At 66.4% G+C, this 19,603-nt stretch carries 19 protein-coding genes; 5 read left to right on the forward strand and 14 right to left on the reverse strand.

Annotated elements, in window-relative coordinates; genetic code table 11:
- Positions 1-5: 5 nt before the first annotated feature.
- From QOL57_RS10125 to mdoH, 3 genes are read right to left on the reverse strand one after another with little or no spacing between them, the layout of a single operon-like run.
- Entirely contained in the window at positions 6-1,049 is a 1,044-nt protein-coding gene (locus tag QOL57_RS10125; RefSeq protein WP_176429837.1) for a sensor histidine kinase, read from the reverse strand.
- A 3-nt stretch (positions 1,050-1,052) separates the two neighbouring features.
- Positions 1,053-1,712 carry an alpha/beta hydrolase gene (locus QOL57_RS10130; RefSeq protein WP_089237079.1) on the reverse strand — a complete coding sequence of 220 codons (660 nt, stop codon included), beginning with the start codon at positions 1,710-1,712 and terminating at the stop codon, positions 1,053-1,055.
- A 50-nt stretch (positions 1,713-1,762) separates the two neighbouring features.
- Positions 1,763-3,688 carry a glucans biosynthesis glucosyltransferase MdoH gene (gene mdoH, locus QOL57_RS10135; RefSeq protein ID WP_089237081.1) on the reverse strand — a complete coding sequence of 642 codons (1,926 nt, stop codon included), beginning with the start codon at positions 3,686-3,688 and terminating at the stop codon, positions 1,763-1,765.
- A 494-nt stretch (positions 3,689-4,182) separates the two neighbouring features.
- On the opposite strand from mdoH, the gene QOL57_RS10140 reads away from it, so the two are divergent.
- Positions 4,183-6,219 carry a TonB-dependent receptor gene (locus QOL57_RS10140; protein WP_089237083.1) on the forward strand — a complete coding sequence of 679 codons (2,037 nt, stop codon included), beginning with the start codon at positions 4,183-4,185 and terminating at the stop codon, positions 6,217-6,219.
- Positions 6,220-6,276: 57 nt separating this feature from the next.
- On the opposite strand, the gene QOL57_RS10145 is transcribed toward QOL57_RS10140, so the two are convergent.
- Positions 6,277-6,447, reverse strand: a complete 171-nt coding sequence (locus QOL57_RS10145; RefSeq protein WP_162887695.1) for a hypothetical protein — start codon at positions 6,445-6,447, stop codon at positions 6,277-6,279.
- A gap of 218 nt (positions 6,448-6,665) precedes the next feature.
- Between QOL57_RS10145 and QOL57_RS10150 the strand changes: the two genes are divergently transcribed.
- Positions 6,666-7,052, forward strand: coding sequence for a DUF2628 domain-containing protein (locus tag QOL57_RS10150; RefSeq protein WP_025879013.1), 387 nt, complete (start codon positions 6,666-6,668; stop codon positions 7,050-7,052).
- A gap of 79 nt (positions 7,053-7,131) precedes the next feature.
- Here QOL57_RS10150 and QOL57_RS10155 read toward each other — a convergent pair whose 3' ends face one another.
- From QOL57_RS10155 to QOL57_RS10170, 4 genes are all read right to left on the reverse strand, one after another.
- Positions 7,132-9,666: a methyl-accepting chemotaxis protein gene (locus QOL57_RS10155; protein ID WP_089237085.1), complete on the reverse strand. Its 2,535-nt coding sequence runs from the start codon at positions 9,664-9,666 to the stop codon at positions 7,132-7,134.
- 209 nt (positions 9,667-9,875) lie between these two features.
- Complete coding sequence (locus tag QOL57_RS10160) at positions 9,876-10,769, reverse strand: NAD(P)-dependent oxidoreductase (protein WP_089237087.1); 894 nt, start codon at positions 10,767-10,769, stop codon at positions 9,876-9,878.
- A 142-nt stretch (positions 10,770-10,911) separates the two neighbouring features.
- Complete coding sequence (locus QOL57_RS10165; protein WP_089237089.1) at positions 10,912-11,685, reverse strand: response regulator; 774 nt, start codon at positions 11,683-11,685, stop codon at positions 10,912-10,914.
- Positions 11,682-12,803, reverse strand: a complete 1,122-nt coding sequence (locus QOL57_RS10170) for a histidine kinase (RefSeq protein WP_089237091.1) — start codon at positions 12,801-12,803, stop codon at positions 11,682-11,684. The genes QOL57_RS10165 and QOL57_RS10170 overlap by 4 nt, the downstream gene beginning before the upstream one ends.
- A gap of 177 nt (positions 12,804-12,980) precedes the next feature.
- Between QOL57_RS10170 and QOL57_RS10175 the strand changes: the two genes are divergently transcribed.
- Together QOL57_RS10175 and QOL57_RS10180 are read left to right on the forward strand one after the other, a co-directional pair.
- Complete coding sequence (locus QOL57_RS10175) at positions 12,981-13,313, forward strand: hypothetical protein (protein ID WP_089237093.1); 333 nt, start codon at positions 12,981-12,983, stop codon at positions 13,311-13,313.
- Positions 13,314-13,442: 129 nt separating this feature from the next.
- Positions 13,443-13,745: a KGG domain-containing protein gene (locus QOL57_RS10180; RefSeq protein WP_089237095.1), complete on the forward strand. Its 303-nt coding sequence runs from the start codon at positions 13,443-13,445 to the stop codon at positions 13,743-13,745.
- 46 nt (positions 13,746-13,791) lie between these two features.
- Here QOL57_RS10180 and QOL57_RS10185 read toward each other — a convergent pair whose 3' ends face one another.
- From QOL57_RS10185 to QOL57_RS10200, 5 genes are all read right to left on the reverse strand, one after another.
- Positions 13,792-14,142, reverse strand: a complete 351-nt coding sequence (locus QOL57_RS10185) for a VOC family protein (RefSeq protein WP_089237097.1) — start codon at positions 14,140-14,142, stop codon at positions 13,792-13,794.
- 98 nt (positions 14,143-14,240) lie between these two features.
- On the reverse strand, positions 14,241-14,441 hold the full coding sequence (locus QOL57_RS21430) for a hypothetical protein (RefSeq protein ID WP_089237099.1): 201 nt from the start codon (positions 14,439-14,441) through the stop codon (positions 14,241-14,243).
- 83 nt (positions 14,442-14,524) lie between these two features.
- Positions 14,525-15,043 carry a Rossmann fold nucleotide-binding protein gene (locus QOL57_RS10190; RefSeq protein ID WP_089237101.1) on the reverse strand — a complete coding sequence of 173 codons (519 nt, stop codon included), beginning with the start codon at positions 15,041-15,043 and terminating at the stop codon, positions 14,525-14,527.
- Between the two features lie 89 nt (positions 15,044-15,132).
- Positions 15,133-16,350: a CmlA/FloR family chloramphenicol efflux MFS transporter gene (cml, locus tag QOL57_RS10195; protein ID WP_089237103.1), complete on the reverse strand. Its 1,218-nt coding sequence runs from the start codon at positions 16,348-16,350 to the stop codon at positions 15,133-15,135.
- Between the two features lie 218 nt (positions 16,351-16,568).
- Positions 16,569-17,474, reverse strand: coding sequence for a LysR substrate-binding domain-containing protein (locus tag QOL57_RS10200; RefSeq protein WP_089237105.1), 906 nt, complete (start codon positions 17,472-17,474; stop codon positions 16,569-16,571).
- Between the two features lie 76 nt (positions 17,475-17,550).
- On the opposite strand from QOL57_RS10200, the gene QOL57_RS10205 reads away from it, so the two are divergent.
- Positions 17,551-19,047, forward strand: coding sequence for an MFS transporter (locus tag QOL57_RS10205; RefSeq protein WP_244900672.1), 1,497 nt, complete (start codon positions 17,551-17,553; stop codon positions 19,045-19,047).
- A gap of 83 nt (positions 19,048-19,130) precedes the next feature.
- Here the strand turns inward: QOL57_RS10205 and QOL57_RS10210 are convergent, their stop codons facing one another.
- Positions 19,131-19,583: a PA2169 family four-helix-bundle protein gene (locus tag QOL57_RS10210; protein WP_089237109.1), complete on the reverse strand. Its 453-nt coding sequence runs from the start codon at positions 19,581-19,583 to the stop codon at positions 19,131-19,133.
- Between the last annotated feature and the right edge of the window lie 20 nt (positions 19,584-19,603).

Raw genomic sequence — 19,603 nt, forward strand, 5'->3', positions numbered from 1 at the left:
TCCCCTCACTGGATCGGCACTGTCACCTGGCAGGCATAGTAGCCCTCGCTCCAGCCAGCCGTCATCCGCGCGGCGCGGCCAAAGCGCCAGGTCAGGCGATGGCCGATGCTGTGCTGGGCATGGCCCGCTCCCTGCGCCAGGGCCAACCCGGGCACCTGCGGATCGGGCGCGGGATTGCGTACGCGGATCTGCAGCTCGCTGCCCACACAGGCCAGATGCAGTTCGATGGTGCCGCCTTCGGGCAGGCGCGAGATGCCATGCAGCACCGCGTTTTCCACCAGCGGCTGCAGCACCAGCCGCGGCATCGGCAGATCCCAGGGCAGGGGTTCGTCGCGCTGCCAGTGCACCCGCAGGCGGTCGCCCAGACGCAGCGATTCAATCGACAGATAGCGTTCGGCCAGTTCGCACTCATCGCGCAGGGTCGAATCGCCCTCGCCCGCCCCCAGCGCGGCGCGGAACAGATCGGACAGGTCGAGCACGGCACGCTCGGCCACCGCTGGGTCGCGATGCAGCAGGCTGGCGATCAGGTTCATGCTGTTGAACAGGAAATGCGGGCGGATGCGCGCCTGCAGGGCGTCGGCCTGCGCGCGGGCATTGGCCTGCACCTGCGCCGCCCAGCGGTCGCTGACATAGAAGTAGCGCAGCGCCAGCGCGGTGATCAGGGCCGTAGTGGCCGCGCTGCCCAGGGTGAAGCGCCAGAAGCCGATACCGCGCGCGAAGTTGTCGCCCAGCACGGCATACAGGGCATGGATGATGCCCGCGCACAGGATGGCGATCAGCGCGGCCAGGCCGACAGCGGCGACGGCACCCAGCAGTTCCGGCAGCTTCGACAGCGCCTGCCGCAGCAGGCACAGGCTGGCGGTGACCGCCAGCGCCAGCCACAGTGCGAAGCCGCTGGCCGAGGCCAGTTCACCCATCGTCCAATGGCGGCTGCCATCGGGCGCCAGCGCCAGCACCACCACCACCAGTTCGGCCAGGCCGAGCATCGCCGCCAGCCGCGGCAGGCGGCACAGTTCCGGCATCCACGGGGTGGCAGCGCTCGCGGCCATGGCTCAGGAGACGCCCAGGCGTGCCTGCAGCCAGTCGCCCAGCGCGTCGATTTCCTCGGCGCAGACCTGGTGGGCCATCGGGTAGCTGTGCCACTGCACGTCCAGCCCAAGCGTGCGCAGCTTCTCGGCGCTGTGCGCGGCCACCGGCTGCGGGATCACCGGGTCGCTGCTGCCGTGGGCCATGAACACCGGCACGTCCACCGCGCCATCGACGCGCGACGCGCTTTCGGCATCCGGCAGGTAGGTCGACAGCGCGATCAGGCCGGCCAACGGTGCAGTGCGTGCCAGCGCGGCACTGAGGATCACCGCCCCGCCCTGCGAGAAGCCGGCCAGGAAGATGTGATCGGCGGCGACACCGCGTTCGATCTCGCGGGCGATCAGGGCATCCAGCTGCACCACCGACTCCTGCACGCCGGTCATGTCGGCGCGCGAGCGGAAGTCCATGCCGACGATGTCGTACCAGCCACGCATCGGCACGCCGTTGTTGATCGTGATCGGCCGCACCGGTGCGTGCGGGAACACGAAGCGCAGCGCCGGCCAGTGCGGGCGCACCAGTTCGGGCACGATCGGCGCGAAATCATGGCCGTCGGCACCGAGGCCGTGCAGCCAGATCACCGACCACTGCGGCGAGGCGCCGGTTTCCTGTTCCACCGTTTGCAGCATGTTGCGGCTCCTGTACGTTCGAGCCGCATTATGCCGCTGGCACGGTGCGATCAGTACAGCGGCGGTTGCTCTGCGGCTTCCCGGCGCAGTTGTGCGGCGCGCACCAGCACCGGCGGCGGGATGTTCTCTTCGGGGATATCGAGCAGGCCAAGCCGATGCAGGAAGGCACCCGGTCCGCGCAACGAGGTCAGTGCCACCACCGGCACCGCCAGCACCATGCCGATCACCACCGGCGCCATCCAGGCGGCCAGCGACGGCGACACCGCCCACGCCAGCACGCCCATGAAGGCGCCAAACACGCCCAGGCCGCCGTAGCCGCGCACCAGCGAAATCCACGAGATGCCACCGTCATCGCGCTGCTGTGCGTCCCAGCCCGAGTCACGCCCGGACAGCACCTCGGCCACGCCGCGCGACTGCACGTACATCACCACCGGCGCCATCAGCGCGGCCAGCACGGTTTCCACCAGCATCGACAGGAATGCGCGGATCGCGCCACCACAGCCACGGCGTTCGACCGGGTCGAGCAGCATCGCCAGGTACCCCAGCACCTTGGGCATCAGCAGTACCGCCATGGTGGCGGCGAACAGGCGCACCACCTGCTCTTCATCCTGCGCACGCCAGTACACGCTGGGCGACAGATGCAGCAGCGCATTGAAATCGATGCCTTCCTGGAACAACGGGATGGCGATGCCGATCAGCATCAGCATCGCCCACATCGGTGCGGTGAAGTAATGGCCGATGCCGATCAGCATGTGTACGCGGCTGATCCAGTGCAGGCCACGGCTGCCCACCACTTTGCCGTGCTGCAGGTTGCCCTGGCACCAGCGGCGATCGCGCACCAGCAGGTCGGTCAACGTCGGCGGGCCTTCCTCGTAGCTGCCGCCCAGGTAGGGCACCATGTGCGCTGCCCAGCCACCACGGCGCATCAGCGCTGCTTCCACGAAATCATGGCTGAGCACGTGGCCGCCGAACGGCTTGCGCCCCGGCAGCTCCGGCAGGCCGGCGTGGTCGGCGAAGGCACGGGTGCGGATGATCGCGTTGTGCCCCCAGTAATTGCTTTCGGCACCGTGCCACCAGGCCACGCCGCGGGCGATCACCGGGCCGTACACGCGCCCGCCGAACTGCTGCATGCGCGAGAACAGGGTGCGGCCGCCGATGACCGATGGCAGGGTCTGGATCAGGCCGACGTCGGCGTTGTGCTCCATGCCGGCCACCAGGCGCACGATGCTGTCACCGGTCATCAGGCTGTCGGCATCCAGGATCAGCATCTGCGGGTAGGCACCGCCGAAGCGGCGTACCCAGTCGGCGATGTTGCCGGCCTTGCGCGCGCTGTTGTCACCACGGCGGCGATAGAACAGCCGCGCCTGGCCATCGGGCACCAGTTCGCGCAGCTCGGCGAACACCTGCTCTTCGGCACGCGCGATGTCCTCGCGACGGGTATCGCTGAGCACGAAGAAATCGAAACGCTGCAGCTGGCCAGTGGCCGCCACCGATTCGTAGATCGCGCGCAGGCCGGCCAGCAGCCGGCGCGGGTCTTCGTTGTAGGTAGGCATCAGCAGCGCGGTGCGGCTGTGCACGGTCGGCAACGGCTTGTCCGGATCGATGCCCAGGCGGTAGCCCCGGTCGAACACGGCCGTCAGGAAGCCGGCCACGGCACTGGCAAAGGACAACGCGATCCACGCGAACAGGCCGACGAACAGCACCAGCAGGCAGGCCTCCAGCACGCTGATGCCGTTGCCGGACAGCACCCGCCACATCATCCGGGTGGCCACGGCGGTCATCGCCACCGTGCCGCCGAGGATGTACAGGCGGCGCAGCCCGATCATGCGCGGCGAGGTGCGATGGCGCCGGACTTTCAGCGTGCCCTCGCGCAGCGTCTGTTCGGGCATCACCAGCGGTGCTTCGGCAGGCAGCAGGGCCCAGCCCGCGTCAGGACCGGCCGTGACCGGTTCCGCGTCGATGGTTTCACTCCCCATGGCCGCCTACTCCCTGCAGGCCGCAGGACCGGCCGTCCCGGCCGGGCTGCATGCACCAAGGTTCCTGGCACGCATTCCCGGCGTCCGCACTTGTCCTGTCTGCCACGGCGTCATGCCGCGCAGTCGATGTCTGTCACTACCGGAACCCACACGATCTCCAACGGGGCGGAATCGAAAAATGCGGCTCAGTCTATGGCCCCGAATGTAAGCCGGGTGCGAAGGTCTACGCCGGGAAATCTCCCCATTCAGCAATCAGCAGGCGAACCGCAGCACGCGGCCGAGGAATGTCGATCCATCCCGGAAAGTACTGGATCGTAACAAACGAGAACGGTTATCATTCCGTTAACCAGGCAGGTCGCCGCGCTCCGCGCACCGGACCCACCCAGCTGCGCCGGACCTTCCGCGCGCCCGACGACCCAGGGAAGGGGTGGCTGCCTGCTGTCTGCGTGCGCCCGCTGCTTCCACCGGGTCTCTCCTCTCCCTTGGAAGCCGTCATGTCCCCTCTTCGTTCCGCGCGCCCGTCGCGCACCCGTCTGGCCAGCGCCCTGGCCGCCGCCTGCCTGCTGACCCTGCCCGCCCTCGCCGCCGCTGAAGCCAGCGCCGATGCCTCGACCAAGGACCTGGATACCGTGGTGGTCACCGCCTCGGGCAACCAGCAGTGGATCAAGGATGCCCCGGCCAGCATCAGCGTGATCAGCCGCGAAGACATCGAACGCCAGCCGGTGCACGACCTGGCCACCCTGCTCAGCCGCATTCCGGGCGTGACCGGTGGACTCAGCGCCGCCGGTGAGCAGTCCAAGATCAAGCTGCGCGGCATGCCGTCCAACTACACGCTGGTGCTGGTGGACGGCAAGCGCATGGGCAGCTCGGCCTCGACCAACTATCGTCCCGACCTGGGCCGCCAGGACCTGAACTGGATTTCTCCCGACCAGATCGAGCGCATCGAAGTGGTACGCGGCCCGATGTCTTCGCTGTATGGCTCGGACGCGATGGGCGGGGTGATCAACATCATCACCAAGCGCATCGGTGACAGCTGGAACGGCAGCGCCACCCACAGCTACACCCGGCCGCAGGATGGCGACCGTGGCGACACCCAGCAGATCGGCGCGACCTTCTCCGGCCCGCTGGGCGAGCGCTTCGGCCTGCGCATCGGTGCCAACAGCATGCGCCGCGACTCGGACCGCTCCAACGGCGGCGTGTATGGCAACGCCTACGCCGGCGAAAAGGACCGCAATGTCGACGCGCTGCTGCAGTGGAAGCTGAGCGAGGCACAGGAGGTGTCGCTGGAAGCGGGCCACGGCGTGCAGCAGGCCTTCATCGCCCAGGCGCTGGAAAAGCAGGACGAGGGCGCATGGGGTGCCAGTGAGCTCAAGCGCAGTTCGCTGGCGTTGAACCACGACGGCAAGTGGGATTTCGGCACCTCCAAGCTCAGCGCGTACTGGACCGAGTACAAGAACGACATCGGCGCCACCGGTCGCTCCGAGGCAACCGATACGATCATCGAAGGCAGCCTGAGCACGCCCTTCACCCTGGGCGTGGACCACCAGTTCGCGGTGGGCGGTCAATGGAAGCGCCAGGAGCTGACCAACACCGACACCATCGGCCAGGCACCGATCGACTACACCGGCAAACCGGTGGTCGGCTCCAGCCTGGAAGTGGACACCTGGGCGCTGTTCGTCGAAGACGAACTGAAGCTGCACCGCACCCTGGCCCTGACCCTGGGCGCGCGCCTGGACCACCATGAACAGTTCGGCAGCCATGTCAGTCCACGTGCCTACCTGGTCTGGCACCCGAGCGAGCAGTGGACGATCCGTGGCGGCGTCTCCAAGGGCTTCCGCGCGCCGAGCCTGACCGAGAATTCGCCCAGCGCGGCGACCCAGTCCGGCGGCCGCGGCTGCACCTCGCTGATCCCGCTGGGCTATACCCGCGGCGGCTGCTACATGGCCGGCAACCCCGACCTCGACCCGGAAACCAGCACCAACCGCGAGATCGGCGTCAGCTTCGACAACGATCTGGTCGACGCCGGCCTGACCTACTTCCATACCGACTTCAGGAACAAGATCGAGTATGAAGCGCTGGGCAAGTTCAACGGCTACTGGTGGACGCGCATGAGCAACGTGCAGCGCGCGCGCACCAGCGGCATGGAAGGCAACCTCAACTTCCGCTTCGGCGATCACTGGCGCTGGCGCACCTCGGCAACCTGGATGAAGGAAGCCAAGAACCTGACCACCGGCCGCAACCTGATCGACACCCCGGAGTTCTCAGGCTATTCGTCGCTGGACTGGACGCCGAACACGGTGTTCTCCAGCAGCCTGTCGGCGCAGTACACCGGCAAGCAGACCGGCGTGGTCAATACCTTCCTGAAGGCCTACACGCTGTACGACCTGACCGCTGCCTGGAACGTCAACGAGGTGCTGACCCTGCGTGGTGGCGTCAGCAACCTGGCCGACAAGAAGCTGTACGCCGACGGCTCCACCGACTACTTCGTCGCCGGCCGCAGCTACTTCCTCAGCATGACCGCGCGCTTCTGATGCGCACTGCGATCGCGCTGGCAACAGGCCAGCGCGATCGTGGGGACTTTTTCAGGCTCAGTCGTTTTCCAGCACAGCCGGTGCAGCGTCGCGGCTGGCCGCGATGCGTGCACGGTCCATCGCCACCGCCAGTTGCTGGCGGGCGAGCAGTTGTTGTGCCTGCACCACTTCGGGTGTCGGCAGGAGCACCGGTCCGGGTGCGTTTTCCGGTGTAGCAGGTGTGGTCATGCAACCTCCATGGACATACCGCTGCTACCCGTGAAGTGCCGGGGTGGCAGCGGAACTGCGCACCCTATCCTAAAAACAAGGCGGATGGGTGACGGTGCGGCACCGGGACGCAAGCCCTTTGCCGTAGGAACGTCACATTTTTGACGCTCCAAGCTGGTTTGCTGAATGTGACTCACTTATCATGAAAACGTTTTCCTAACAGGGAAGTCCCTACTCACATGAATACCGTCGACCTGACCCGCTTCAGCCCGAAGTGGCAGTTCCGCTTCAACTTCTTCCAGCAGCACGGCGCCCCCAAGGAGCCCGGCTTCAAGCAGGCGTGGAAGGCGCTGTCCTTCGGCGACCGCCTGAAGATCAACCTCAACTTCTTCGCCTTCTTCTTCGGCGCGATCTATCTGTTCATCCTGGGCATGTGGCGCAAGGCGCTGGTGGTGATCGGCATCAACATCGTGCTGATCGCGGTCAGCCTGGTGCTGCCGGACATCGTGGCCCGTGCACTGTTCATCGCGATGAACTTCCTGGTGGCGTCGAGCACCAACTACAGCTATTACCTGGAACAGGTGAAGGGCAACACCAGCTGGAACCCCTTCGAAGGCATGTTCTAAGTTCTAAGCCCCAGCGCACGACAGTGCAGCAGTACATGGACGCCCGGCCTTGGCCGGGCGTCTTCGTTCACGGCCCCGGTCAGGCGGCGCGCAACGTGGCCGTCGGCCGGCTGTCGGCCTGCAGGCGGAAGCGTGACACCGCCACCGCCAGCTGCTCGGCCTGCTCTTCCATCGCCCGTGCCGCTGCCGTGGCTTCTTCCACCAGCGCGGCATTCTGCTGGGTGGTCTCGTCCATCTGCACCACGGTCTGGTTGACCTGTTCGATACCGGCCGACTGTTCGCGCGAGGCGGCCGAGATCTCGGCCATGATCTCGTTGACCCGGCCGACCTGGCCGACGATCTCCTGCATCGTGCGGCCAGCGCCATGCACCAGCTGCGCACCGGCACCGACATGGCCGACCGAGGCGTCGATCAGCTCCTTGATCTCCTTTGCAGCGCCCGCCGAGCGCTGCGCCAGTGCGCGCACTTCGCTGGCAACCACCGCGAAACCGCGGCCCTGCTCGCCCGCGCGCGCCGCTTCTACCGCCGCGTTCAATGCCAGGATGTTGGTCTGGAAGGCGATGCCATCGATCACCGAGATGATCTCGGCGATGCGCTGCGAAGAGGTCTCGATCTGCTCCATGGTCTGCACCACCTGGCTGACCACCTGCCCGCCTTCGCTGGCAACGCCCGCGGCCGAGGCCGCCAGCTTGTTGGCCTGCAGGGCGTGATCGGCGTTCTGGCGCACGGTGGAGGTGAGTTCCTCCATGGACGCGGCGGTTTCTTCCAGGTTGGCCGCCTGCTGCTCGGTGCGGCGTGACAGGTCGCTGTTGCCCGACGCGATCTCACCTGCGGCCAGGCGGATGCTGGATGCAGACTGCTGGATCTGGCCGACGATCTGGGTCAACTGCTGCACGGTGCTGTTGGCATCATCGCGCATCACCGCGAACACCCCGTGGAAGTCCCCCTCCATCCGAGTACTCAGGTCACCGGCGGCGATGGCGCGCAGCAGCGTCGACAGCGCGGCCAGGTTGTGATCACTGACCTGCATCATGGTGTTGAGAGTTTCCACCATGCGGCGGAAGTCATGCTCGAAGCGCTGGGCATCGCCGCGCACCGCGAAATCGCCTGCCGCCGCCGCTGCGGCCAACTGCTGGATCTGCTCGTTGATCGCCGCCAGGTTGGTCTTGGTGGTTGCCATGGCCGCGGTGAATACCGTCTTTTCGCCCGGCAGTGCTTCCATGTCCACGCTCAGGTCGCCCACCGCGTAGCGCTGCATCACTTCGACCAGGCGTTGGGTGACCGCGTTGCTGTCGGCCACCAGCTGGTTGCTGTCGGCCACCATGCGGCCGTATTCGCCCGGGAATACCGAGGCATCCATGCGGTAGCTGATTTCACCGGCATCATGGCGGCGCGCCATCTCCGCCTGTGCGGCCATCACCGCCTGCAGCTGCCCGCGCATGCCCTGCATCGCGTCCAGCAATCGGCCCACTTCATCATTGCCCAGCGCCGGCATGGCGGTATCCAGCTTGCCCGCAGCCACGTCGCCGGCGATACGCACCGCCTGAGCGAGAGGTCGCACGGCCAGTCGCTGCAGCAGCAGGTAGACACCGCCGCTGAGGACCAGCGCGGCCACCACACCCACCAGCAGGATCATCCACAGCAGCTCACGGGCCTGCGCGATGATCACCGCGTGCGGCACCACCACGCCCAGCGCGAAACGCTGCGGCGCGTCGCCCACCTGCAACGGCACGTACAGGCGCACGTTGCCGGCAGCGTCGGGCTCGAACGCTTCGTACGTCTTGTCGGCGGCGATCTGCGCCAGCATGCCGAGGGTGGCAGCATCGGTACGCGGCTTGCCGATCTCGGCAGCATCGGCCGAGGCCAGCACCACGCCCTTCGGCGACAGCAGTTCGACACGGCCGGCGCCCATTGGCGTCAACGTGGCCAGGTGTTTCTGCAGCGCGTCCAGCGAGAAGTCGACGGTGAAGACACCGAGGAAGGTACCGTTCTCGACGATCGGCGTGCTCAGGGTGCTCATCAGCACCTGCTTGCCGCCGATATCGTAGGCATACGGCTCGCTGACCATCGGCAGTTTGTCGCGGCTGGGCACCATGTACCAGTTGCCCGAGCCGCTGGGGGTCTCGGTGTAGTCGGTCATCGTGGACTGCTGCGGCTTGCCGTCCTGCCAGGCCCAGTAGCTCATGTAACGGCCGGTGGCGTCGTGCGCCTCGCTGTTGATGAACTCGGCATCCTTGCCGTCGAAGGCATTGGCCTCCCACATGGTGCTCTTGCCCAGCCATTCCGGGTGCGCGTGCAGCTGCTCGCCGATGACGTTGGCCAGGCTGGCGCGATCAGGCGCATCACCGCGCGCACGCTGGGCGAGCACGGTTTCCACCATCGCATCGTTGCTGGCGAAGGCCGTACCCAGGTCGGCAGCCACCTGGCGCGCCTCGGCACGGGCTTCGCTGGCCATGGTCTGCCGCGAGGACGACACCAGCGCCGAACTGGCCTGGTGATAGATCAGGAACGCGGTCGCGCCGAAGCACAGCAACGCGATCACCGCGGTGCCCAGCATCAGCTTGTGGGCGATGCTGCCGGGGCGACGGGCAGCGACGGAACGGGAAGAAGACATGGGAGGATCCGCAGGCAGTTCAGGTCGACCGGTGCCACCAGGGCACCGCGCAGATGCGCGATCCATCGCGCGGGCCGCCTGCCCTGCCGGATCAGAACCCGGCGCAGGAAAGCGCGCACCGGGTTAGCGGCCAGGGCCGGGCGAGGTTGAGCCTCAGCGCACGCACAAACCTGAACCTGCTCAGCTGCGGCCGTCGACAGCGGCCCGTGCTACTCGGCCACGCGGTCGCGGATCCACTCCGCGCGGGGCAGGACCTCGATGCTGCCCGCGGCGTACTGCTGCAGGACGTCCTCTGGACCGAAACGCGGCTGCCAGCCCAGCGCTGCGCGCATCCGGCTGCTGTCATATACCCGGTCGATGCTGAGCGGCAGCGGCCAGCCACGGCGCTCGAACTCGGCCAGCAGCTGCGGTGCGCGGCGCGCCAGCACCTGGCGCGGATCGGCCGCCAGCTGCAGGCAGTCCTCGCGCCGGAACGGCGTCGGCGCACAGGCGAGGTAGCGCTGGAAGGGCGCGCCTTCATCGTGAAGCAGCGCGGCATGCGCGCTGGCCACGTCGCGTGCGTCGATACCACGGTGCAGGCGGAACATCGCCATACGGTCGGGCGGCTCGGGGAAGCAGCGTGCCATCCGCAGCACGCGCACGGTGAACGTTGCGCTGGCCGCCGCTTCGGCAGCGGCCTCGGCCTGCAGCTTGGTGCGATGGTAGATGGTGCGTGGCAGCGGCTCGGTGTCCTCGTCGATCCAACGGCAGCCGCCGGACACCACGGCATGGCCGTACAACGCCGTGGTGCTGGTCAGCACGAAGCGCTGCACGCCAGCCTCGCGCGCAAGCTGCAGCAGGTTCGCGGTGGCCTCCACGTTGATCTGCTGGAACACCGCGTCAGGCACCAGGCCCACGTGCGGCGCGTGCAGTGCCGCGGTATGGATCACGGCGTCGACGCCCTGCACAGCGCGTTCCAGCGCCCGGCGATCGGTGACATCGGCAATCACCCGCGTGGTGGCGAAGGGACTGCGATCCAGCCCCACCACTTCATTGGCTCCCGCCAGCGCACCGAAGATCGCGCGCCCTATCCGCCCGGAACTTCCGGTCAACAGAATCTTCATTGAATCCATTCACTCGACAGCGCCCGGGACCTACCGGGATGCCTCGATTCTAGGCAAGCCCGATGGCATCGGCGATAGGAACCGATGACATTCTGCATGCCATCGCCGTCGGGTCGGCCGCGCTTGGCCCGGCAGCAGGCACTCACGCCTCCGAGCGGGCCGACACCAGCCGCAGGAAGGCGTCGTGCTGGTAGCGGCTCATGCGCAGCTGCTGGCCGTTCTCCAGAGTGAGTACGTGATGGCCGTTGAACCAGGGGTGGATCGTCCTGACCCGCGCGATGTTGACGATGGCCGAGCGATGCACCCGGGCGAAATGCCTGGGATCAAGCCGTTCAGCCAGGTTGTTCATCGTTTCGCGAAGCTCATGCACGCGATCGGCCAGGTGCAGCTGCACCGTATTGCGATTGGCGCGGATCCAGAGGATGTCCTGCACCGCCAGCAGCAGCATCGCCTCGCCATCACGTACGGCGATCCGCTGCAGATGATCCTCGCGCCTGCGCAGCACATCCAGCGCCTGCAGCAGGCGCGTGTTGTCGGCGGCATTGGCGGCCTGGGCCAGCCGGGACTTCGCGCGCAGCAAGGTGGCTGCGAAACGCTCGCGACTGAAGGGCTTGACGAGGTAATCCAGTGCATTGGCCTCGAATGCGCGTACCGCATACTGCTCGTAGGCGGTGACCAATACCGTGGCCGGCATCTGCGCGGCGCCGATGGTGGCCAGCACGTCCAGACCGGTGATGCCAGGCATCTGCACATCCAGGAACACCAGGTCCGGCGACTGCGCGCGGATGGCTGCCACGGCAGACACTCCGTCACCGCACTCGGCTACCTGGTCGATGTCTGCATCGCCGTGCAGCAGGCGCGTCACCGCGCGCCGGGCGATCGGCTCGTCGTCCACCACCAGCACGCTCAGCCTCATGCGGCACTACCGTGCAAGACAAACTCGGGAGCGTCATCGGCATCGTCCAGCATCCGCAGTGGCAACCGGACCCTGCAGGCCACACCCTGCGGCCAGAGCAGGTCCAGGCGCACCTCGGCCGCATCGCCGTACAGCTCGCGCAGGCGCAGCCGCGTATTGGACAGGCCGATGCCATGACCACCTGGCGCCCCGGGCTGCTGCAGCGTGCTGTTCTGGTTGCGCACCTCGATACACAGCATGTCACCGTCGCGGCGGCCCTCGATCTCGATGGTGTCCTCGCCAAGGTTGCGGCCGATGCCATGGCGCAGCGCGTTTTCCACCAGCGGCTGCAGGATCAGGCTTGGAACAGCGCCATCCAGCAGATCCGGTGCAACATAGATGCGGCTGTGCAGCCGATCCTTGAAGCGCATGCGCTGGATGCCGAGGTACAGCTCGATCAACTCCAGTTCCTGGCGCAGGCTGATTTCCTGGCCGTCGTAGTCTTCCAGAAAAGCGCGGAGCAGCTCACTCAGACGCAGCAGCATGTCTTCGGCACTGGCCTTGTCTTCGTCCAGCAGGGTGATGATGGCGTGCAGCGTATTGAACAGGAAGTGCGGCTGCAGCTGCGACTTCAACGCCAGCAACCGCGACTGCGCCAGCTCGGTCGCCAGCCTGCTTGCCTCAACCTCGCGGCGCACCTTTTCCTGCTGGAAATGCAGCGCCTGCTGGATCGCGAAAAGTGCCCAGTAGGTCAGCAGGCCCAGCGCGAAATGCTGGGCAATGAAATACCACAGCTGCTCGCCAAAACTGCTGGGCTCGAACCAGGTGGATACCAGGGCACCCACCACCATCGCCAGCCCGGTCACCCCCACGCTGGCCAGCAGCTGCACCCCCAGACCGGCCAGCCTTCGCTCCGGCCGCAGCGGATAGCGTTCGCCCAGGGCGAACACCAGCGGCGCCAGTGCCGCCCAGGTGAACCACTGGATCATCGACCAGCGCAGGTAGACCTCAAACGGGAATGACTGGCCCTGCAGGCTGTGGCTCAAGACCTTCTGCAGGGTGAAGGCGAACGCAACCGCCAGCCACAGCAGCAGGTATCGCAGCACGTCGATCTGGGTATGGCCAAGGCGGATCTTCATCGCGTGCGTCCCGGTGCCCGGAGCGGGCCAGCGCCATCTTAGGCACAGCGTGGCCGGCAATGAAGCGCGGCGAGGGCCGATTGCGAATGGTCCCGCTGTCGCGACGATTCGTCCCGGATCGATTGCGGGCGCGGAGCCTCCACCGCCAGATGGCGATGTCCCCAATGGAGATACCGCATGTACCTGCCCCGCGTCCTGCTCGCTGCCAGCCTGTTCTGCATTGCCGCCAGCGCGCCTGCTGCGCCGCTGCACTACCTGACCCTGATCAACCGTGCCCATGCACCTGCCACGTCTGTGGAAGTTGCGGCGAGTGAAACCGACGCATTCCATGCCTTGGCATTGGCCGGGCCCATCGCAGGAGGTGGCGGCCAGGCGACCGTGGCACTGCGCGGGACAGGCTGCCGCGTCGATCTGCGCATCACCTTCAACGATGGGCGCCGCATCCTGTACAGCAACACCGATGTCTGCCGCGGTGACCGGCTGCTGATCTCGGCGCTCCCTGCGCGGTAACCGGTTGTCAAACGCATGCGCAGGGCATGTGAGTCCAATGTGGCCGACGTCCACCTGCCGTTAGCCCCTGATGTGGAGCATGAAGCCGTCGCTGATGGCGGCATCCCATTTCACATCCGGAGACCGGCAATGGCCAACTCACGCACTGGCACCAGCAACCGTGGTTTTGCCTCGATGGACGAGGACAAACAGCGCGCGATCGCGTCGAAAGGGGGGCGCGCCGCCCACGCATCCGGCAATGCGCACCAGTTCAGCCCGGATGAGGCGCGGGTGGCGGGCCGCAAGGGCGGTGAAGCGATCAGCCAGGATCGCCAGCACATGGCCGCGATCGGGCGTGAAGGTGGGCATGCACGGCATGCCGCCACCCGTCAGCAACAGCAGCAGCAGCAGCAGGATATGCCCGGCAATCCTGACGGCAGCCAACAGGGTTGAGCGATCAATGTCAGCGTCGAAGGGCGGTTGAGCCGCAGTCTTCCAGTCAGCGGTGGGCGAGGATGTTCAACAGGCGACCGAACGGGTCGCGCACGTAGAAGCGACGCACGCCCCATGGTTCTTCGGCCGGGCCATATTCAAGAGCGATGTTCGCGTGTCGCAGGCGTTCGAGCACGCCATCCAGGTCGTCCACTTCGATCGAAAGATCCGGCACCGGCGTACCCGATCCACCTTCACTGGCAATGCTGAGCTGTGCCAGCGCAGTGCCGTCCCCGCCATAGGTAACGATCCAGCCGTGGTCCATCACGATGTCCATGCCAAGGATGTCGCCGTAGAACGCAGCCGCCTGCGCAGGATCGGCACTGGCGATGTTGGCGACGACGCGTTTTACAGCCATGTGGTGGCTCCAGGCGATCAAGACCGCGCACCGCGTGCTGCGGCCAAATGGAAAGGGGCCCATGGATCGGGCCCCCCAATGCGAACGGTATGCAGACCTCAGATGGCGCCGCACCTGTCCATGACACAGCGATCGTATTCGAACTGGCATTCCATGGCATCAGCGCCGCCGGCCACGCAGGCCTGGTAGGCCTTCCAGCACGGCAGGTCACACGGCTGGACCGGACCGGCCACCGCCACTGAGCCGGTACACGCAAGTGCAAACACTGCAGCAACGATCACTTTCCTGATGGCTCGCATCGATATCACTCCCTGATAGGCCTGGTGACTCCAGGCCGCATCACCCTACCCGCGTGTGCGGGAGAGGAAGTGAAAGCGCCGGTTCAGCCTGCCAGTAGCTGCAGATGGCGCAGCTGCGCGCGCAGCTCCGCGATGTCGTGCCACGGCAGTATCGGTGAGTTCCCGCGCTCATCGGGAGGGTTGCCGGGAAGACCATCCGACCAGCCACCCGCGCCCACCAGCGGCAGCAACGGCCGCTTGTGCAGCCAGGCCAGACACACCTCGGAAATCGTGCCTGCGCGCCCGCCGATGACGATGCAGGCATCGCCGGCCAGGGCCATGATGAGGTTGCGGGCATCGCCCATACCGCAGGGCACGACCACCGTTGCCGGCCAGTCCGCTGCAGGCATGCTGCCTTCCGGAATCACACTCAGCACCGTGCCACCGGCTGCGACTGCATGCTCGGCTGCCACCCGCGTGGCCGGGCTGCCGCAGCCGCTGACCAGGGTGATTCCACTTTCGGCGAGGAACCTCCCCGCCTGTGCAGCGAGGTCGAACGCCGGTGAGCCGGGATCGGCACTACCAAGGATCGCGATCTGGGGCTTGCGGAAGAATGGTGTCATGGAGCGACCTGGGCAATGGCAAGGAGTGCAGGGAGGCAGAGTGGATCCACACAGCGCGCTCGATTGCCCGAGGCGGGACAGTATCACGCTCATCCATCCCTTTCTGATGCTGGCTGCTCACTCCACGACCGTCGCAGCATCGCCAAGCCAACCAGGCTCAGCGAAGGCAGCAGCAGTCCATAGGCCACCAGCGGCCAGACCGTATCGCCCGGCAGCAGCAGCGTCGCGAGCGTGCCAAGCGTGGCCACGATCAGGCTCTGCACGGCGTAGTACAGCGCCACCGCCGTACCGGAGGCATCGGCAAAATCGCGCAATGCACCGTTGGCGGCCACCGCCACCACCATCACGATGCCGATGGCGACCAGCCACATCGGCAGCACGACACTGGCAAATATCGGCGGCAGCATCGCCGCCATCGCCATGACCAGCACGCCGCCGATGATCACCATCAATCCACGCAGGAAGCTGCCACCAATGCCCCATCGCCCGATGAACCACGCAGCGAAGCGGGAGGTGACGATCATCACCAGCGCAACCGTCGCGAAAGCCAGGCTGAAGCCCATCGGCGAATAGCCTGCGCGCCCCATCAGCACACGCGGGGCAATCGAGAAGAACACGAAGAACGTGCCCATCGCCGCACTGAATCCCAGTGCGTGGACCCAGAACCCGGCATTGCCGAGGATGCGCGCGAAGGCTGGCGATGCGTGGCCGTGCTGCGGTGGCCGCGTCTCCTGCCAGGCCCGACATGCACGCACACCCGCCAGCAGCCCCAGCACACCCAGCGCGACGAAGATGGCCCGCCAGCCCAGTGCGTAGGCGATCAACGCGCCGAGGGTCGGGCCGAGTGCTGGCACGAATGCCAGCATCGAGGCGAACAGACCATAGAGCGTGGCACCCTCGGCCGTATCGGCATACACGTCGCGCACCGTCGCGAAGGTGGCGACCAAGGCCGCCGACGCACCGATCGCCTGCACGCCGCGCCAGGCCAGGAACGCCGCGCCACCACTACACGCGGCCAGCGCGAACGACGCCAGCGCGAACAGCAACGCGCCCATCAGCAGCACAGGCCGTCGCCCGATCCGGTCCGACAGTGGGCCGAAGATCAGCTGGCCCAGCCCGAGTACGAGCATGTACAGACTCAGCGTCAACTGGATGATGGCAGGCGATGTGCCGAGTGCATCCGGCATGGCCGATACAACAGGCAGGTAGATATCCATGGCCAGTGAGGCCAGGAGGTCGAAGGGAGCCATCAACGCGATGGCGGCCGGCAGGGAATGGGCCCAGCGAAGGGCTTTTCGATCAGACATGAAGAAACATCCGCTCAGGAGGGAATCCGGCGGTGATCAACCCAGTGCGTGGAAATCGCAGGAAAAGACCACCGCAACAACGTGCGTACCGTTGTTGCGGCTCAGCGGACTGTCTGCGGACCGTTCCCGTTGTTCATCTGATGATCCGGTGGAAGATCGAATGCGGCCAGTGTAGCAAGGCAACTACGGGGTAACCGGCAACGGCGTCCGGCACGGCGTCAGGGCAAGGGCAGCATGTCGAAGCGCCGGGAGGGCGTGCACCGCACCTGCTCGATGAGCCGGCGGACCACCGGCGACGTTTCCTGTTCACGGTACAGCGCAGCGATGGTCGAGGCGATGACCGGCCCCGCGATCGGCAGGTACACCACGCCCGGCAGCAGCAGCGTCCGCTGCAGCACCGACGGCACGATCGCCAGCGCGCCATCGCCCACCGCAACCTGCGCGAGTACGGCGGCAAGATGACCGGGACGGGAGCGGATGTCCGGCACGAATCCGCCACGGCGGGCAACCTCCAGCGTGCCTGCGGGCTGCTCCGGCATGATGAACGCCTCCTTCGCCAACAACGCCGGCTGCACCGGCAACGCCGCGCGGGCCAGCGCGTGCGATGCCGGCAACGCTACGCAGAACTGGTCTTCGATCAGGATGTGCGAACCGAGCGCATCGGGAATTTCCATAGGAAGCCTGCAGAACACCACATCGATGCGACCGTCCAGCAGCAGGTCCGGCAGGTCGGCCATCGGCCATTCGCCGACCTGCAGAACCACATCGGGCGAGGCGCTGCGGAACCGCTGCAACTGCTCCTGCAGCGCGCCCGCATGGACCGCCGAACCTACATAGCCGATCTCGATCCTGCCGATCTCGCCGCGACCGGCGCGGCGGCCCACGGCCTCTGCCTGCTCGAACTGGCGCAGCACGTTGCGCGCTTCGGCCAGGAAGATCGCGCCGGCCGAGGTCAGCGTGACCTCGCGTCGACTGCGATCGAACAAGGGCGTACCCAAACGACGCTCGATCTCCTGGATCTGCACGCTCAGCGTCGGCGTAGCGATACCCAGGCGCAGCGCGGCGCGTCCGAAATGCAGCTCCTCGGCCAGTGCGACGTAGTACTGCAGATGTCGACGGTCCATGCGCGCCAGGTCGTTAGCTTTGACCTAACGTACTTCAAGAACACGGGCAATGAAACAAACAATCGAAGCTGCTTGAATGGGCATTCTTCTCCCACCCGAGTACCTGGTGCCCCTCTCCCCTCCCCGCCGCAGGCCGCCCAACTGGATCCTGATCATCGCCTCGCTCGGCTGCACGATGACAGTGCTGGAAACCAACGCAGTGGCCGTTGCGCTACCGACCATCGCGCGGGATCTGCAGGCTGAGTTCGCCGACATCGAATGGGTGATCAGCTGCTACATCCTGTCCTTCACCTCACTGCTTCTCCCCGCCGGTGCCATCGCCGATCGCCATGGTCGCAGGCGGGTGCTGCTGATCGGCATCGCACTGTTCGCCATCTCATCGCTCACCTGTGCGTTGGCACCCACGGCCAGCGCGCTGTATCTGGCCCGCGCGTTCCAGGGCGTGGGTGCAGCCTTCCTGCTGGCGCCATCACTGTCGGTGATCGGCCACGAGTTCCACGAGGGCAAGCAACGCGACGATGCCTGGGCCTTCTGGGGCACGGCAATGGGCATGATGATGGTGCTCTCGCCACTGATCGGCGGACTGTTGTCCTCGCTGTGGGGATGGCGTTCGGTGTTCATCGCGATCCTGCCCTTCCTCGCCTTCCTGGCCTGCGGTGCTGTCCGCTGGGTACCCGACTCCGCCGACACGGTACGCCCGCTCGATCCGCCCGGCATCATCACCTTCAGCATGGCGATCTTCGGCATCGTGTTCTTCCTCGTGGAAGGGCTCGCGCAGGGATGGACATCGGTGGTAGCGCTGGCCGGCCTGGGCTTGGGCGTCGCGATGGGTGCGCTGTTTGCCTGCATCGAACTCAAGCGCCGGCATCCGATGGTCGACCTACGGCTGTTGGCCAGCCCGCGTTTCGTCGGTGCACTGATCGCCATGATCGGCTACGCGGTCAGCGCCCAGGTGATGGCCTCGATGCTGCCGCAGTACCTGCAGAACGGCGTCGGCCTGAGTGCCTTGGCCACGGGCGCAGGCATGCTGCCATTCGCCGCGGCGATGCTGCTGTTCCCAAGCGTTGGCAGGCGCCTGGGCCGTCGGTTCTCGAGTGAGATGGTGCTGGCCATCGGCCTATCGGTCACTGCCGCTGGCAACGCGCTGGCCGGTATCGGCGCGTGGCACCACATGCCGGCGTTGGCCCTGCTGGCGATGATCATCATCGGCGCGGGCGGTGGCATCCTCAACGGCGAAACCTCCAAGGCCATCATCGGCTCGGCACCTCGTGACCGCGCAGGCATGGCCTCGGGCATCAGTGCCACGACGCGCTTCGTCGGCATCCTGCTGGGCTTCACGGTGCTCTCCAGTGCCTTGACCGTCGGCATCCGCGCAGGAGTTTCAGCACGTGTTCCCGCAGACGACGTCATGCGCCTGGCCGACAGCATCGCCACGGGTGCGCTGACCAAGGGAGCCCCGGTCGATCTCGCACGGGCGATCTACAGCCAAGGGTTTGCCGCATCCCTGTGGACCGCCGCCGTTGCAGCGACGCTGGCCAGCCTGGCCGTTGCCCTGCTCAGGAAACGCGCCTGAGCGCAGATGACAGGTGCAGAAACGGCCAGGGCAGCGCGAAGCTGCCCTGGCCGTGGCGATGTGGGGGAGATCGCCAGATGCGATCAGGCAGCCTTCATCGCATGCTTGCGAGCGCGCATCACCGAATGACATTCCTGCACTTCCGGCAGCCACTGGGTCACTTCCTGGCGCACCGCCGGCGGCAGGTCGTTGTCCTTCAGCACGTCGTTGAACGCGCCCAGCAGACGATCCTCGGATTCTTCAAGTTCGGCCACGTAACCGTAGTTGGTGTCACCGAAGGCAGCGCGCACCTTACCGTAGAACTGCTGCATGGAACCAACCATGGTGCCGTGCTCGGCCGGCTTGCCGCCGGTGGCGGCCACCGAGCTGCTCAGGGAGGACACGATGCGGCCCTTCACCCCGGCGATGCGGACGAACAATGCCGACAGCTCGGCGTCCTTCACCTTGGTTGCGGCTTCCTCGTAGAAGGACTTGCCATCACGTGCGATCTCGATCAGGTCGTTGAGGCGATGCTCGATGGTGGACTGGGTGCTCATGTGTAGTCTCCTCGTTGGGG

The organism is Stenotrophomonas sp. yr243 (assembly GCF_900184195.1).
GTDB classification, from domain to species: domain Bacteria; phylum Pseudomonadota; class Gammaproteobacteria; order Xanthomonadales; family Xanthomonadaceae; genus Stenotrophomonas; species Stenotrophomonas lactitubi.